Origin of the sequence: Pseudarthrobacter defluvii, assembly GCF_030816725.1 — a bacterium.
Lineage (GTDB): Bacteria > Actinomycetota > Actinomycetes > Actinomycetales > Micrococcaceae > Arthrobacter > Arthrobacter defluvii_A.
Genome location: NZ_JAUSYG010000001.1, coordinates 2,931,534 through 2,946,946, shown reverse-complemented (window position 1 = coordinate 2,946,946; position 15,413 = coordinate 2,931,534). Strand labels below are relative to the sequence as shown.

At 66.5% G+C, this 15,413-nt stretch carries 12 protein-coding genes and 1 tRNA gene; 9 read left to right on the top strand and 4 right to left on the bottom strand.

Translation table 11 applies throughout. The features are described from left to right. Positions 1 to 163 precede the first annotated feature (163 nt). Positions 164 to 790 (bottom strand): TetR/AcrR family transcriptional regulator, encoded by a 627-nt coding sequence (locus QF031_RS13760; RefSeq protein WP_307429070.1) that lies wholly within the window; start codon positions 788 to 790, stop codon positions 164 to 166. 142 nt (positions 791 to 932) lie between these two features. Between QF031_RS13760 and QF031_RS13755 the strand changes: the two genes are divergently transcribed. The 9 genes from QF031_RS13755 (at position 933) to sufU (ending at position 12,884) form a co-directional block, all read left to right on the top strand. Continuing rightward, a tRNA-Gln gene (locus QF031_RS13755) sits at positions 933 to 1,004 on the top strand. Between the two features lie 103 nt (positions 1,005 to 1,107). Next, on the top strand, positions 1,108 to 2,586 hold the full coding sequence (gene glmU / locus QF031_RS13750) for a bifunctional UDP-N-acetylglucosamine diphosphorylase/glucosamine-1-phosphate N-acetyltransferase GlmU (RefSeq protein WP_307429067.1): 1,479 nt from the start codon (positions 1,108 to 1,110) through the stop codon (positions 2,584 to 2,586). A 2-nt stretch (positions 2,587 to 2,588) separates the two neighbouring features. Next, positions 2,589 to 3,569: a ribose-phosphate diphosphokinase gene (locus QF031_RS13745; RefSeq protein ID WP_307429064.1), complete on the top strand. Its 981-nt coding sequence runs from the start codon at positions 2,589 to 2,591 to the stop codon at positions 3,567 to 3,569. Between the two features lie 234 nt (positions 3,570 to 3,803). Then, complete coding sequence (locus QF031_RS13740) at positions 3,804 to 4,424, top strand: 50S ribosomal protein L25/general stress protein Ctc (RefSeq protein ID WP_307429061.1); 621 nt, start codon at positions 3,804 to 3,806, stop codon at positions 4,422 to 4,424. 98 nt (positions 4,425 to 4,522) lie between these two features. Continuing rightward, positions 4,523 to 5,128 (top strand): aminoacyl-tRNA hydrolase, encoded by a 606-nt coding sequence (pth, locus tag QF031_RS13735; RefSeq protein ID WP_307429058.1) that lies wholly within the window; start codon positions 4,523 to 4,525, stop codon positions 5,126 to 5,128. Between the two features lie 109 nt (positions 5,129 to 5,237). Then, positions 5,238 to 7,973, top strand: a complete 2,736-nt coding sequence (locus QF031_RS13730; protein WP_307429055.1) for a helix-turn-helix transcriptional regulator — start codon at positions 5,238 to 5,240, stop codon at positions 7,971 to 7,973. A 136-nt stretch (positions 7,974 to 8,109) separates the two neighbouring features. Next, on the top strand, positions 8,110 to 10,614 hold the full coding sequence (locus QF031_RS13725; protein ID WP_307429051.1) for a helix-turn-helix domain-containing protein: 2,505 nt from the start codon (positions 8,110 to 8,112) through the stop codon (positions 10,612 to 10,614). A 472-nt stretch (positions 10,615 to 11,086) separates the two neighbouring features. Beyond that, on the top strand, positions 11,087 to 12,412 hold the full coding sequence (locus QF031_RS13720) for a SufS family cysteine desulfurase (protein WP_307429048.1): 1,326 nt from the start codon (positions 11,087 to 11,089) through the stop codon (positions 12,410 to 12,412). A 22-nt stretch (positions 12,413 to 12,434) separates the two neighbouring features. Next, complete coding sequence (gene sufU / locus QF031_RS13715) at positions 12,435 to 12,884, top strand: Fe-S cluster assembly sulfur transfer protein SufU (RefSeq protein WP_307429045.1); 450 nt, start codon at positions 12,435 to 12,437, stop codon at positions 12,882 to 12,884. An 89-nt stretch (positions 12,885 to 12,973) separates the two neighbouring features. Here the strand turns inward: sufU and QF031_RS13710 are convergent, their stop codons facing one another. The 3 genes from QF031_RS13710 to QF031_RS13700 are packed head-to-tail and all read right to left on the bottom strand — an operon-like array spanning position 12,974 to position 15,236. Beyond that, positions 12,974 to 13,195: an SCO4848 family membrane protein gene (locus QF031_RS13710; protein WP_307429043.1), complete on the bottom strand. Its 222-nt coding sequence runs from the start codon at positions 13,193 to 13,195 to the stop codon at positions 12,974 to 12,976. Positions 13,196 to 13,198: 3 nt separating this feature from the next. Then, positions 13,199 to 13,696, bottom strand: a complete 498-nt coding sequence (locus QF031_RS13705; protein WP_307429041.1) for a DUF2505 domain-containing protein — start codon at positions 13,694 to 13,696, stop codon at positions 13,199 to 13,201. Between the two features lie 43 nt (positions 13,697 to 13,739). Continuing rightward, positions 13,740 to 15,236, bottom strand: coding sequence for an SDR family oxidoreductase (locus tag QF031_RS13700; protein WP_370874565.1), 1,497 nt, complete (start codon positions 15,234 to 15,236; stop codon positions 13,740 to 13,742). Positions 15,237 to 15,413 lie beyond the last annotated feature (177 nt).

Below are 15,413 nucleotides of genomic sequence, written 5' to 3'. Positions count from 1 at the left end.
AGGTGGTGGGGTAGGGGCAGGTGCGGGGCTGGCATTGGCGCCTGGGCGCGTGGATCCTTCTGTTCTTACGCCGCCAAGGCGACGTGCGCCGCGGAGGGAACCACGGTGAAGGGCTCCTGTGCCGCGAAGGCGAACCGGGAAGCTGGCGAAGGTGAGTTGGAGGCTAAGGCTCAGACTGCAGCTCAGGTTCTTTCTGCAGGCCGGTCAGGCCGTTCCAGGCGAGGTTGACCAGGTGCGCGGCGACGGTGTGCTTGTCGGGCTGGCGGCTGTCCTGCCACCATTGGCCGGTCATGGCCACCATGCCGACGAGCATTTGGGCGTACATGGCGCCGTCCTCGCCGCTGAAGCCGCGGCGGGAGAATTCGTCGGAGAGGATGTGTTCCACGCGTGCGGTGACGTGGGACAGCAGGGTGGAGAAGGCGCCTTCCGGCTGGGACGGGGGAGCGTCGCGCATCAGGATGCGGAAGCCTTCGGTGCGTTCCTCGATGTAGGTGAGCAGGGCCAGTGCGGCGCGTTCAACGAGGACGCGGGGCTTGGCTTCCTCGGTGAGGGCTGTGTTGATCGAGTCCAGGAGGATATGGAACTCACAGTCAACCACTTCTGTGTAGAGGCCCTCCTTGGAGCCGAAGTGTTCGTAGATGACCGGCTTGGACACGCCTGCGCAGGCGGCGATTTCCTCGATGGTGGTCCCGTCCAGGCCGCGGACGGCGAAAAGGCCGCGGCCGACGTCGATCAGCTGGCTTCGGCGCTGCCGGCCCGTCATCCGCATCCGCGGAAGGTTGTTGCTCACCTTCCCATCATGCCTCACCGCCGGCGGCCGGATTCCGCTACCGGCATGGCCGGGAGGTCGGCGGGAAGGGCCGTGTCGCGCGGCGCCCTGAACCCGTGGCAAAATAGGGACTTGTGCCCGGGCCTTGAGTCTTTCGGCACGGTCCGCTCTGGTGTAATGGCAGCACCCCGGCCTTTGGAGCCGTGGAGTATAGGTTCGAATCCTATGGGCGGAACTGCTGCGCAGGGAGCGATCATGAGGATGGCACCGGGTGTCCGGCGGCCTGGGCCGCGGGGCACCGTAAAGCGCCAGCACAACCAAGCAAGGAGAGCCCGTACGTGATCCCCGAGAATGCCGGTCCGGCCGCTGTAATCGTTCTGGCGGCAGGCGCCGGTACCCGGATGAAATCGCGTACCCCCAAGATCCTGCACGAAATCGGCGGCCTGTCCATGGTGGGGCACGCCCTCCGCGCGGCCCGCAGCATCAATCCGCAGCGGCTTGCCATTGTGGTGCGCCACGAGCGCGACCTGGTGGAGAGCCATGTGGCTGCCCTCGACCCGCAGGCTGTCATCGTGGACCAGGACGACATCCCCGGCACCGGCCGCGCTGTTGAAGCTGCGCTTGAGGCGCTGCACGCTGACCAGGACCTGGCTGGAACCGTGGTGGTCACCTACGGTGACGTGCCGCTGCTGTCCGGCGGGCTGCTGACCGAACTGGTCGCAACCCACGAGCGCGAAGGCAACGCCGTCACGGTCCTCACAGCAGTCCTTGACGATGCCACCGGCTACGGCCGCATCCTCCGGGGCGAGGACGGCTCCGTCACCGGCATCCGCGAACACAAGGACGCTTCGGAAGCCGAACGGCTGATCCGCGAAGTCAATTCCGGCATCTACGCCTTCGACGCCTCAGTGCTCCGCGATGCCCTGGCCAAGGTCACCAACGACAATGCCCAGGGTGAAAAATACCTCACTGACGTGCTGGGTCTGGCGCGGGAGGCAGGCGGCCGGGTGGCCGCCGTCGTCACCGCGGACCGCTGGCAGGTGGAAGGCGCCAACGACCGTGTCCAGCTGGCCGCCCTCGGCGCCGAGCTGAACCGGCGCACCGTGGAAGCCTGGATGCGCGCCGGCGTGACCGTTGTGGATCCCTCCACCACCTGGATCGATTCCACCGTCACCCTCGACGAGGACGTCCGGCTGCTGCCCAACACCCAACTGCACGGCGCCACCACCGTGGCGAGGGACGCCGTCGTTGGCCCCGACACCACCCTCACCGACGTTGAAGTAGGCGAGGGCGCCACGGTAATCCGCACACACGGCTCCGGTTCCGTCATTGGCCCGCGCGCCGCCGTCGGCCCCTTCACGTACCTTCGCCCGGGCACCGTACTGGGTGAAAAGGGCAAGATCGGCGCCTTCTACGAAACCAAGAACGTCACCATCGGCCGCGGCTCCAAGCTGTCCCACCTGGGGTACGCGGGTGACGCTGAAATCGGCGAAGACACCAACATCGGCTGCGGCAACATCACGGCCAATTACGACGGCGAGAAGAAGCACCGCACGGTGATCGGCTCGGGCGTCCGAACAGGCTCCAACACCGTCTTTGTTGCCCCGGTCACCGTGGGGGACGGCGCCTACAGCGGCGCCGGCGCGGTGATCCGCAAGGACGTACCTGCCGGAGCGCTTGCGCTGAGCGTCGCTGCCCAGCGCAACGCCGAAGGCTGGGTTCCCGCGCACCGTCCGGGAACCCGCTCCGCCGAACTGGCCGAGGCGGCCACCAAGAACTCCTCAAGTACCCCGGCATCTACAGAAGAGGGCAAGTAACAATGAGCGAAATTACGGCGCACGGCGAAAAGAAGCTGGTGCTCGCCACCGGGCGGGCCCATCCGGAGCTGGCCCGGGAAATCGCAAAGGAACTGGGCACTGACCTCCTTCCCGTCGACGCCTACGACTTCGCCAACGGCGAGATCTACGTCCGGGCCGGCGAGAGCGTGCGCGGAACCGACGCCTTCGTGATCCAGGCGCACCCCGCACCGCTGAACAACCACCTCATGGAACAGCTGATCATGATTGATTCGCTGAAGCGGGCCTCCGCCAAGCGCATCACCGTCGTCTCGCCGTTCTACCCCTACGCCCGGCAGGACAAGAAGGGCCGCGGCCGTGAGCCCATCTCCGCCCGCCTGGTGGCAGACCTCTACAAGACTGCCGGCGCCGACCGCATCATGAGCGTGGACCTGCACACCTCGCAGATCCAGGGCTTCTTCGACGGCCCGGTGGACCACCTGATGGCCATCCCGCTGCTCGCCGACTACATCCGCACCCGGGTGGACGCCGAGAACATCACCGTTGTGTCCCCGGACACCGGCCGCGTCCGCGTCGCCGAGCAGTGGGCCGAACGCCTCGGCGGCGCGCCGCTGGCCTTCGTCCACAAGAGCCGCGACCTCACGGTGCCCAACCAGGCGGTCTCCAAGACCGTGGTGGGCCAGATCGAGGGCCGCACCTGTGTCCTGATCGACGACATGATCGACACCGGCGGAACCATTTCCGGTGCCGTTACGGTACTGAAGAACGCCGGCGCCAAGGATGTCATCATCGCAGCCACCCACGCTGTCTTCTCGGATCCCGCGGCCCGCCGTCTCTCCGAGTCCGGCGCACGCGAAGTGGTGGTCACCAACACCCTCCCGCTGAACTCGTCCCAGCGCTTCCCGCAGCTGACGGTGCTCTCCATCGCACCGCTGATTGCCAGGGCCATCCGTGAAGTGTTCGACGACGGCTCGGTCACCAGCCTGTTCGACGGCAAGGCGTAGCCGGACCGCCACCAGTCCCGGGCCTGTTGGGATTTAAGCAAACAGGCCCGGCACTGGTAGGCTTTTAGGCGATACCTTGGCGAGGGAGGGCATAGCCTCCGTTATCGACTGGGTCTGCTGGTCCCCTTACAGGGACTGCCTTCTTGAAGGGCCGCCTTTCCGGCCGCCCGGCGTTGAAGGTCACACCAGACCTCCGCCCTTGCTGAACACCGTTTAGTTTTCAAGGAGATATCCATGTCTGAGCAGAAGCTCGCAGCAGAACTGCGCACCGAATTCGGCAAGGGCTACGCCCGCCGCGCCCGTATGAACAACCAGATCCCTGCGGTGATCTACGGCCACGGCGCCGAGCCCATCCACGTCACCCTGCCGGCAAAGGCCACCACCCTGGCCGTCCGGACGCCCAACGCCCTGCTGTCCCTGGACATCAACGGCGAAGGCCACCTGGCCCTGGTCAAGGACGTTCAGCGCGATCCGGTAAAGCAGATCATCGAGCACATCGACCTCCTGACCGTCCGACAGGGCGAGAAGGTCACGGTTGACGTTCCGGTCCACGTTGAAGGCGAAACCGCCCCCGGCACCGTCCACAACCTGGAACTGACCGTCGTGTCCCTCGAGGCCGAGGCAACCCACCTGCCCACCGCCGTCCAGGTCAACATCGAAGGCCGCGCCGCCGGCGAGCACATCCACGCCTCCGACCTGGTCCTGCCCAAGGGCACCACTCTCCTGACTGACGCCGAAGCACTCGTGGTCAACATTTCCGAAGCTGTGGCTACCGAGGAAGAGGGCGCCACCGAAGGCGGCGAGGCTGTTTCCGGCGAAGCTTCCGAAGCTGCCGAGGAAGCCGCAGCCGAGTAATTCGGTATTCCTTTGCCAATGGCCGGATCCCGGAGGGGTCCGGCCATTGGCATGCCTGAGCCCCGACACTTTAAGACGCCCACTTTAGGATTGATTCCATGACAGATACCTGGCTGATCGTTGGCCTCGGCAACCCCGGGGCGCAATACCAAGGCAACAGGCACAACGTGGGCCAGATGGTGCTCGATGAACTTGCCGGCCGCATCGGCGCCGGTTTCAAGACACACAAGGCCCGCGCCCAGGTCCTTGAAGGCCGGCTGGGCATCGGCGGTCCGCGTGTCGTCCTGGCGAAGCCGATGAGCTACATGAACGTTTCCGGAGGCCCCGTCTCCGCCCTGGCCAACTTTTACAACATTCCTGCAGACCATGTTGTGGCCGTCCATGACGAGATCGACATCCCCTTCAACACCGTCAAACTCAAGCTCGGCGGCGGGGAGGGAGGCCACAACGGGCTGCGGGACATCTCGAAGGCGCTCAACACCAAGGACTACCTGAGGGTCCGCGTAGGGGTAGGAAGGCCGCCGGGCCGGATGGACACCGCCGACTACGTCCTGCGGGATTTCGGCACGACGGAACAGAAGGAATTGCCCTTCCTGCTTGACGATTCCGCTGACGCCGTTGAGTGCCTGCTCCGTGACGGGCTCACTGCGGCGCAGCAAAGGTTCCACCCGGCCAAGTCCGCGTCAGGCCAGCCGGAATCGTAAAAGTTCCCTTCGGCCCTATTTCCTTGTCTGTGGCACAGGGTACTCTTCTTCCTATGCGGGGGAGCAAAGGGGCTACATCCCGCTATTGCAGGATGTAGGGGATAAGTTCATGTCAATCGAGCCACTCAGCTGGGGACGTGGGTCAACACCTCAAGGTGACAGGCTGCCCACGCCACCCTCCGCCGGGACGGAGAGCCAGCAATGGTCCGTGCCCGCACGCAGCGCCAACCTGGACGCCGTCCGCACCGCGTTGACCAGCGAAAACTCCCTGGGCGTTGTCATCACCGGACCCAGGGGTGTGGGGAAATCCTCACTGGCGCGCGCGGCGGTGGCAGATCTGGGCCCCGATATCTGGTCGCTGCAGTTGCGGAACGGCCCTTCCGGCTCCACTACCCCCTACGGTTGCCTCTCCTTCCTCTTGGCCCGCCTGCCCCAGGCCTACATGGGTTCACCCACAGCCATCCTGCGGGGCATCACATCCCTGATCCGCAGCGACGCTGCCGGCAGGCCATGCATTATTACCCTGGACACCTCCGCCAGCATCGACGACATGAGTGCCGGGGTGCTGTTGAACGTCCTGCTGACGGGCACGGCAAAAATCGTTGCAGTCGCCCCCAACTCCAGCGACTTGCCCGCGGACTTCCATTGGCTGCTGACGGACCGGAAGCTGACCGAGGTACGGCTCAGCAACCTCAACGAACTCCAGACCCGGCAGGTCCTGCTGTCACTCCTGGGCCACCGCGTCGCCTCCTCCCTGGTCAGCACCTACCACCAGATGGTGGGCGGAAACCCGTTGCTGCTCAAGGCCCTGGTCACCGAACAGCAGCTCTCGGGAAACCTGGTCCTGTCGGACTCCGTCTGGACCCTCAGGGACAAAGTCGTGCTCGACGGCGCCGCCAGCCTCGATGACATCGTCCGCTCACGCTGGTCACGGGAAACCTCCCAAACCCGGGAGGTCATAGAGATGCTTTCCTGTGCCCGCAGGGTGGAGCTCTCCAGCCTCACCGCGATTTACGGTGCAGACGTCATCGCGGACATGGAGGACGGAGGGCTGCTGGAGATCGACGACTCCGAGTACCGCTGGGTGTCACTGCGCGAAAAATACATCGGGGACGTGGTCAGGACCTGGCTGAGCATCTCCCGGCGTCGGGAACTTCGCAGTGTACTTCTGGGCGGCCAGGAGCCGGACCCGGCGTCCATGACGGTGGAGGAACTAATGTCCTTCGCCGCCTGGACCCACGAATGCGAGGCCGAGCTCAGCCCGGCGCTGGCACTTGCAGCCGCCCAGGCCGCAGTTCAGCTCTTCGACCCCCGCTTTGCCCTGACCTACGCGGAGATGCTGCGGAGGACGGACGCCGAGTGGGCATCGGCGCAGCGCCAAAAGGCAGCGGCGTACCTCCAGCTGGACATGCCCGCCCAGGCCCTTTCGGCCCTGGACGACATCTCCCAGCCCGAACTCGATGCCCTCGCCCCCGAGGACTACGCCCAGGTGATCGCCGCCAAAGTGCGGGTCATGCTCGCTATCCCGGAACAGGCGGGTAAAGTTTCGGAACTCCTCACCTCCGCCCGCAAACGCCTGGACGTGGAAGCCCAGCATTCTTCCTGGCCTGCACCCGCCGTGGTGGCAGCCAACCGTATATCGCTGAGTGAATTCGAACATCTGGCCCACGCCGGTGATTTTGCAGCCATGATCCCTGCGCTGGAGCGGGCGGCCGATCCTGCCGTGAACCCGGATACGGCGTTCCGGCTTCAGTCCGCCGTCATCCTGATGAGCGCCCTCGCGTTCACCGGTCGCGAGATGGACGCCCTGGGCCTCATGCGCCAGCTCGGCGGCCAACTTACCGACGCCTCCCACATCGTGGGTCTCCGGGAGCGCTATACCAGGGAGGCCTACCTCGTCCTGCTCATGGCGGGCCAGTGGCGCCGCTGCATCGACCTCCTCAGCCCTTACGGCGCGGGGCAGCCCCACCGGCTTCCGTACCGCAGCGCCGCCACCGAGCTCGCGGCCGGCGTGGCCTTTGCTTTCTCCGGGCGCGGCGAGGCCGCCCTGGAACCGTTGATTTCCGCCACCGCGCAGCTGGAGTTGCAGCCGGTCCAGGCTGCGTTGCGCACGGCCTACGCGGCGACGGCCTTGGCCTATGCCCAGACCGGCAACGCAGGGTTTGCCCGTAAGCACCTCACCAAACTCCAGCGGACATCAGGCCAGGCAGGGTTCGCCACGGAAAGCATCATCGATTTCTGCACACTCGTCGCGGGACGCTGGCTCGGCGACGCGGAAGCGGCGACAGGCCTGAAGCAAGGAGCCCGCCGGAACCGGGAGGCGGGCCGGCACACGGTTGCCGGCATCTACCTGCTGGCGGCAACCGTTAATGGCAGCGACGCGGACTTCCGGCACCTGGAGGAGATCGCCGGCGACCGGCAGGGCCCGCTGGCCGAAGTCTCACGGCTAATCGCCGTAGGAAGCAGGACGAAGGATGCCAAGGCACTCCTCGCGGGCGGCGAACTCGCTGCCACGCTGGAGCTGGATGCCGTCGAGGCCCGGTGCATGGCACTGGCAGTGGATTTCGCCCGCCAGGACGGGGACGCCCTTTCGGCACGGACGGCGCAGGCACGCCTCGACATCCTGGCCGCCACAGTGGCCAACCTTCCCATCGTGCCAAGCAGCGGCAGCCCGCTGTTGACAAGCAGGGAACGGCAAATTGCCAGGATGGCCGGCCGCGGCGCTTCCAACCGCGACATCGCCATGGAAATGGGTGTGTCGGTCCGCACCGTGGAAGGCCACCTGTACCAGGTCTTCACCAAGCTGGGCGTGACTTCAAGGGGTGATCTGACTGGACTCGTCTAATGGCCACAAGCAGGCGGCGGCGCACCGGCTCCTGACCGGCCGCCGGGAGCCGGTGGAGCGCATCTGCGCTATTCTCCACAACGGAAACCACCGGGCCGTCTTCATTATGGCGGGCGCGGGCATCGGCAAATCTGCCGTGACCGACGCCGTGACAGAGCGCCTTGCCGGCAGCATGAACATTATGCGGATCCACGCCAGCTCCGCCTTGGCAGGCGTTCCGTTCGGGGTCCTGACGCCCTATACGGGCGAGCTCACCGCTGAGGAGTCCGTGTCGCCCGTGGCGGTGCTCCGGTCCATGTGGTCATACTTTGAAAAATTGAAGGCCGGCAAGAGCGGATCCGTCCTGCTCACAGTTGACGATGCCCATCATCTGGATGACGCTTCCGCCGGCGTGCTGGCTGACGTGATCTCGGCCGGATGGGCCACAGTGGTTGCGGCGGCCCGGCCCCGCCCGGGCCTGCCGCAGCCGCTCGACCAGCTCTGGTACGACGGCCTTGCCGAACGTGTAGACCTGCGCCCCCTCAACCGTGACCAAATCGAAGAGGTCCTGGCGCACGCCCTTGACGGGACCGTCCCCGGTGCCACAGTGGATGCCATCTGGAATGCGACCGGCGGGAATCCCCGGATCCTTGATGCCGTGCTCCATGACTCCGCAGAAGCGGGCGTCCTGGTCAAGCGCAACGGAATCTGGATGCTCCTCGGCTCCCTGCCCAGTGACGGGGTACGGCTCGCATCTGTGGTTGCCAAAGACCACCTGCGGCGGGGGCCTGAGGAGCAGGAAGCCCTGAAGCTCATTGCCCTGGCCGGCCCGGTAGGCAGGAAAGTCATCGAAGACATCAGCGGCGCAGCAGTGGTCCGGTCACTGCTGGACCAGCAGATGATCGTCGAAGCACCTGGCATCCCGGCCGAGCTTTCCCTGTGGAACGGGCTCTTCGCCGGGGCCATCAGGAACACGGTTTCGGTCTCCCGCAGCCTGCAGCTGCTCGAGAAGGTCAAGGCGCACCAGGAGCCCACCCTGCTGCAGGGAGAGGGCAGGCTGCGGTCCGTGGAGTGGGCCCTTGAATGTGGGGTCAGGGTCAGCGATGACGAGATGCTTGCGGCGGCCAGGGAGGCCCTGCTTCGGTTCCACAACCACAGTGCACGCACCATCGCAGCACGGATCCGCCAACCCGCGCTGGTTCCCCTGGCCCAGGCGATCCAGGCGCGTGCGCTGTACAACGACGGCGCTTATGCGGAGGCCGCTTCCCTCCTTGATGAATGCTGGCTCCCGCTTGCCGACGACGCCCAGGGCCCCGCCGTGCTGCTGCTCAGGGTCTCGGCGCATCAGGCCATTGGCCACCCGCTGGCTGTGGTGGCCGAGGACATTGAAAAGCACGTAGCCGATGGCAGCGGGAAGAGCTGGCAGGCCGAACTCCTGCACCTCCTCCAGCTGGGAGCGGAGGTGAGCGTCCAGGCGCTGAACGACGCACTGGAGAGGATCCGTAAGGGGCCTCCCGCTGACGTCGGGGGAGAACCGCTGCGTGCGTTGGCTGAGGGCCTCCTGGCCCATGCCCTTGCTTCAGCGGGGCGGCCTGTCCAGGGGCTGGAGGCCGCCCTGTTCGCAGCCTCGGAGCTTCCACCGCTGGAAGGCAGCCTTTTTTTCTTTCCCGAGTTCGTGCTGGGAAGGCTCGTTACCGATTACCTGGCCATGGGCGAATGGGAGTCGGCAGAACGGGAAATCAACCACTACGCCGCCGGGCATGCCCCCGGCGCGGCCACCTTCAACGGCAGCCTGCAGCTGCTTCAGGGCTACTCGCTGCTGCGGCAGGGAAGGATGGAACGCGCCTACCAGGTCCTGCTGCCGGCAGTGGAAGCGCTGAGGCTTAACGACCCCCTGCAGTTGTACCGCTTTAGCACTGCCCTTGGGTTTTATGCAGCTGCCCGGCTTGGTGATGCAGAGCAGGCCAAACGCCTGGAACAGGACCACAAAGACGCCGACGCCGGCTGGCCCCCGCACGATCTCCTGGCCCAGGCCTACGGGGCAGCGGCCGCTGAATACCTGGCCCGCGACGGCAAAGGCCTGGCTGCCCTGCAGACATTGATGACCACCACGGATGCCTCCGCGCGGACCGGAAACCTTCTTGAAGTCCTGGCCATGTGCTGGGATCTGGGGGACCCCTCAGTGGTTCCCATGGTCCAGGCAACGGCCACGGGCGTGGAAGGCCGCTGGGCGGAAGCGCTGCTGACCCTGGCCACCGCATGGGAAAACGCCGATGGCGACACCCTCATGACGACGGCTGTCTCGCTGGAGGAGGCAGGCTTCGTCAATCTCGCCCGGGAAGCCTATGCCCGTGCCAGCACCGTACTTGAGCAGGCCGGGGAACGCCGCCGGTCCCGCCAGGCCGTTGCGCAGCGCGAGAAGTGCGACCACGAACTGGGGGAGCGGTTCCGGGAAGGCCGGTTCATCGCAGCAGCACCCACCGTCCGCCTCACCCGGCGGGAGCAGGACATCGTCGAACTGGCGGTGCAGGGCCTCACCGACCGGGAGATTGCGCAGCGGCTGATGGTTTCGGTCCGGACCGTGGAAGGCCACCTGTACCGAACCTACGTCAAGCTCGGGGTCCGCAGCCGCGATGAGCTGGAGTCGGCACTGCCAAAGTAGGCCCGGCGTCCAAGCAACCCCCGGCGCTCTTGCCCGGAGGTCCTGCCTGCTGCCGAACCCCGCTGCCGTCGTGGCAGCGGGTACCCCTGCCGGCCTCATCCGCTTCCCGCAGGTGGCGCTTCAGCGCGGCCCGGTAGTGCCGCCGCCGGGATTCGAGTACACCCTACTCGTGTACGCGGCGACACCACGGGCTTTACTTAAGGAGGCAAAGCAAAGCGGCAGGCTGGAAGCCGCGGAGCAGCCGAACAGGACATTGAGGCCCTTTCAATTTCCGGTCCCATGGACCGGGCATAGACGGGGCCGGCGACGTCAGAGTCTTTCTGAGACCGAGACTCTCCCCCCAGCCGTCGCCGGCCCTCTGCTCCCTCGGCTGAAGCCCGGGGCAGCGGTGGCGGCTGCCCCTTCCGGGCGGCCGCCACAGCCGTGTGTGGGACAATTGGGTGTCAGACATTGGCAGCCCAAGGAGTTTGTTTTGGCCGTAGTATCAACGCCAGCCACACTGGAACGTGCCGTACCTGTCATGGACAACGCCGAGGTGCTGCGCATCCGCAATGACTTCCCGGTCCTTAACCAACTGGTCAACGGACAACCGCTGGTCTACCTCGATTCCGGCGCCACATCCCAAAACCCCGTGAGCGTCATCGAAGCCGAGCAGGAATTCTACGAGCAGCGCAACGCCGCTGTTCACCGTGGGGCCCACCATCTTGCAGTGGAGGCCACGGAGGTCTTCGAAGACGCCAGGCAAACCATTGCCGACTTCATCGGCGCCGACTACGCGGAAACCATTTGGACATCCAACGCCACCGAAGGACTGAACCTCCTTTCCTATTCACTGTCCAACGCCGGCTTGTGGGCCGCCCAGGGGCGTGGTGACCAGCGGCTCAAGGACCTGGCCCTGAACCCGGGCGACGAGATTGTGGTGACCGAAATGGAGCACCACGCCAACCTCATTCCCTGGCAGGAACTGGCGTTCCGTACCGGGGCCACGCTCCGCTACATCCCCATCGACGATGAGGGCAGCCTCCGCATGGACCAGGCCGCGGCTGTCATCGGCCCGCGCACCAAGGTCCTGGCCTTCACCCACGCCTCCAACGTCCTGGGGGTCATCAATCCGGTGAAGGACCTGACAGCCCTCGGCCGTGCCGCAGGCGCCCTGGTGGTGCTGGACGCCTGCCAGTCCGCTCCGCACCTCCCGTTGGACGTCAAGGATCTCGGCGTTGACTTCGCGGTCTTTTCGGGCCACAAGATGCTGGCCCCCACCGGCATCGGGGTGCTCTACGGCCGGCAGGAGCTGCTGGACATCCTGCCGCCGTTCCTGACCGGTGGATCGATGATCACCACCGTCACCATGGATCGGGCCGAGTACCTTCCGGCGCCCCAGCGGTTCGAAGCCGGCACCCAGCGCATCTCCCAGGCAGTTGCCATGGCTGCAGCCGCGAACTACCTCACCGAAACCGGCCTCGACCGCATCCACCGGTGGGAGGCCGAACTGGGCCAGCGCATGGTGGCGGGGCTGGAGAGCATTCCTGGCATCAGGGTCCTGGGACCGGCGGCCGGGAAGGAACGGATCGGCCTTGCCGCGTTCGACGTCGAGGGTGTCCACGCCCATGACGTGGGGCAGTTCCTGGACTCCCGGGGGATTGCCGTCCGCGTGGGACACCACTGCGCCCAGCCCCTGCACCGCCGGCTTGGGCTGACCGCCACTACCCGGGCCAGCGCCTACCTCTACAACACCACCGACGACGTGGACCGCTTCCTCGAGGCCGTGGCCGGCGTCCGGGCCTACTTCCGCGCCTAGCGCGAACACGAAAGTTGACACCATGAGTCTTGACCAGCTGTACCAGCAGATCATCCTGGACCATTCCAAAGCCCGGCACGGCAGCGGGCTCGCCGCCGTCGACGCGCCCCACGGCAGCTCCACCGGTCAGTCACACCAGCTCAACCCGGTGTGCGGCGACGAGGTGACCCTCCGCCTTGCGGTGCAGGACGGCAAGGTGGCGCAGGTTGCCTGGGACGGGGCGGGCTGCTCCATCTCCATGGCCTCCGCGTCGGTCCTCACCGACCTCGCCGAGGGCATGACAGTGGCCGAACTGCACGAGGTCATCGACAGCTTCCGGGAGGTACTGCGCTCCCGGGGCAAGGTCCACGCCGACCCCGAACTGCTGGGCGACGCGGCGGCGTTCGAGGGAGTGGCCCGCTACGCCGCCAGGGTCAAGTGCGCCATGATCTCCTGGGTCGCCGCCGAGGACGCCCTCAACCAGGCGGCCTGACACAGACAGCAAGAAGCCCGGGTCTTCCTCCAGCAGGAGGAAGACACGGGCTTCTTTTCGTGCGGAAACGCCCAGCTTGGCGGGGCAGGTCAGCCCAGCAGGCCGAGGACGCCGATCACTGCGGTGGCGAGCCCCAGCACCATGGAGATGCTCACCAGCACCACATGGACGGTCAGGAACTTCGTTGCCTTGCCGGCGGCGTCGCGTGCGCGCGGATCCTTCATGACCCGGCGCAGGAACTGCGGCCAGACCACCAGCGACCAGATGCCGGCAACGACGAGGACCAGTGCGGCGAAGACGGGAAGCTGCATGGGCTAGTGGCTTTCCAGCCAGGCCTGGGCCTGCGCGGCCTGCAGGTTCAGTGCCTTGGCCACCATGGGTTCGGCAGCATCGGCGATCTTGCCGCCCAGGAACGGTACGGAGGACTTGACTGCGCCTTCAAGCTCCACGCGGGTTCCGCCGGCGTCGGCCACGAGCCGCTGGACGGCGGTGACATCCACGGGGGCACCGGCGATCTTCAGCGAGATGTTGCTCTGGCGTGAGCCGTCCGCGCCGGGGGCTTCCCAGCTCTCCACCTGGGTCACCTTGAGGTGCTCGCCCACGAATTTCCGCGCGAATTCGGGCAGCCGGGTGGTGGGAAGGGTGCGCACCGAGGTGGTGTTGAACGCCCCTGCGATGTCGCCGTCAAGGGTGAAGGACTCCAGGCTGCCGCCCACCAGCTGGCTGACGTGGCGCTGGAAGTCCTCGTTCACCAGCACAGCGGCAACACTGTCAACGGGATGCGGAAGGGTGGTGGTTGCGCTCAGCGCCATGGGTCCTCCTGGGACGTGGGAGATGAATTAAGCCTCCAACATCCTACGGGGTCAGCTCGGCCCGGTCCGCATCGGCAAGTTTCTGCGCGGCCGTGGTGATGTTGCGCGCCATGGCCGGGAAGATCAGGCTGTGGAAGGGAAGCACGGCGAGCCAGTAAAGCCGTCCGCTCAGGCCCTTGGGGAAGAAGATGGCGCGCTGCCGGTAGCGGCTGCCCCCGCCGTCGGGCTCCACGGACAGTTCCAGCCAGGCCCGTCCCGGCGCGCGCATCTCCGCCCGGAGCCGCAGCAGGCTGCCGTGTTCGATCTTCTCCACCCGCCACCAGTCCACTACTTCCCCCGCCACCAGTGTGTGCGGGTGCCGGCGGCCGCGGAGCAGGCCTGCGCCGCCGGTGAGCTTGTCCAGCCAGCCCCGGACCTGCCAGGCCAGGGGCAGGGAATACCAGCCGTTGCGCCCGCCGATGCCTTCGATGATGGTCCAGACATGGGCGGGATCCACGTCGCCGTGGAACGTCCGTTCGTCGATGTACACCTTGTGCCCCGCCCACTCGGGGTCGCTGGGAAGGGGATCGGAGTCCGCGCCGGCGCTGGCCCACGTAGTCTCCACCTGGCCGTCCCGTTCCTTGCCGAGCGCCAGGGCCACCGCTGTCCGGTAGGGGGTCAGGCCGCCGTCGGGCTGCGGAATGTACCGGTCGATATCGTGCTCGTTGGACACCGCGTCATGCTGCAGCGACTGCACCAGGGGCACGGCCATGGAGAGGGGGATCGGCGTGGTCAGGGCCACCCACATGCCTGCGAGCTTGGGTGCCGGGACCGGCAGCGCCAGCACCACCCGGTACGGCAGGCCCGCTTCCGCGGCGTACTCCTGCATCATGCCCGCGTACGTCAGCACCTGCCGGCAACCGATGTCGAAGGTGCGGTTGATTCCGCCCTCCAGCGACGCGGCGGACACCAGGTAGTACAGGACATCCCGGACCGCGATCGCCTCAATCCGGTTGCGCACCCAGCTGGGCGCCGGCATCAGCGGCAGTGTTTCGGAGAGGTGGCGGATCATCTCGAACGATGCCGAGCCGGACCCGATCACCACGCCGGCCTGGAACACGACGGAGTCCACCGGGCTGTCGAGGAAGACCTTGCCCACCGCTTCGCGCGACCGCATATGCGTGGAAAGCTCCACACCCCGGGGGTGCAGTCCGCCCAGATAGACGATACGGTCGACGCCCGCTGCGGCTGCGGCGTCCGCGGCCGTGGCAGCCATTGCCTTTTCCTTCGCCTCGAATCCCGCCCCCGCGGCCATGGAGTGCACCAGGTAGTAGAAGACGTCGACGCCGGCCAGGGCTTCGCGGAGGGCCCCGCCGTCGTCGAGGCTGCTTTCCACCACGTCCACTTTGTCCCGCCATGGCACCCCGGCGATCTTGTCAGGGGAGCGGACCAGCACCTTTACCTTGTGGCCCGCCTCCAGCAGCCTCGGCACCAGCCGCCCGCCGATGTAGCCGGTGGCGCCGGTGACAAGCACGGTCTTCGGCGATGGCTGGGAACTCATGTCGGTCATACTGGCTCCTGTTCGTCCTGCCGTGTTCGTACCGGCGTCTTCGTACTGCCCTGTTCGTCTCCGGTGGTTCGAAGCGGCGGCCCCTCCGGACGGCCGCTGCGGCGAGGAAGGCCGCGGGAATGGCTCAGCCCTGCCAGCCTAGAGGTATTCCCACGCAGATGGTGCCGC

Coding starts and splice junctions, on each gene's coding strand:
- QF031_RS13745 (WP_307429064.1), top strand. CDS start 2,589: ATGAGCGAAATTACGGCGCACGGCGAAAAGAAGCTGGTGCTCGCCACC.
- QF031_RS13740 (WP_307429061.1), top strand. CDS start 3,804: ATGTCTGAGCAGAAGCTCGCAGCAGAACTGCGCACCGAATTCGGCAAG.
- pth (WP_307429058.1), top strand. CDS start 4,523: ATGACAGATACCTGGCTGATCGTTGGCCTCGGCAACCCCGGGGCGCAA.
- QF031_RS13730 (WP_307429055.1), top strand. CDS start 5,238: ATGTCAATCGAGCCACTCAGCTGGGGACGTGGGTCAACACCTCAAGGT.
- sufU (WP_307429045.1), top strand. CDS start 12,435: ATGAGTCTTGACCAGCTGTACCAGCAGATCATCCTGGACCATTCCAAA.
- QF031_RS13710 (WP_307429043.1), bottom strand. CDS start 13,195: ATGCAGCTTCCCGTCTTCGCCGCACTGGTCCTCGTCGTTGCCGGCATC.
- QF031_RS13705 (WP_307429041.1), bottom strand. CDS start 13,696: ATGGCGCTGAGCGCAACCACCACCCTTCCGCATCCCGTTGACAGTGTT.
- QF031_RS13700 (WP_370874565.1), bottom strand. CDS start 15,236: ATGAGTTCCCAGCCATCGCCGAAGACCGTGCTTGTCACCGGCGCCACC.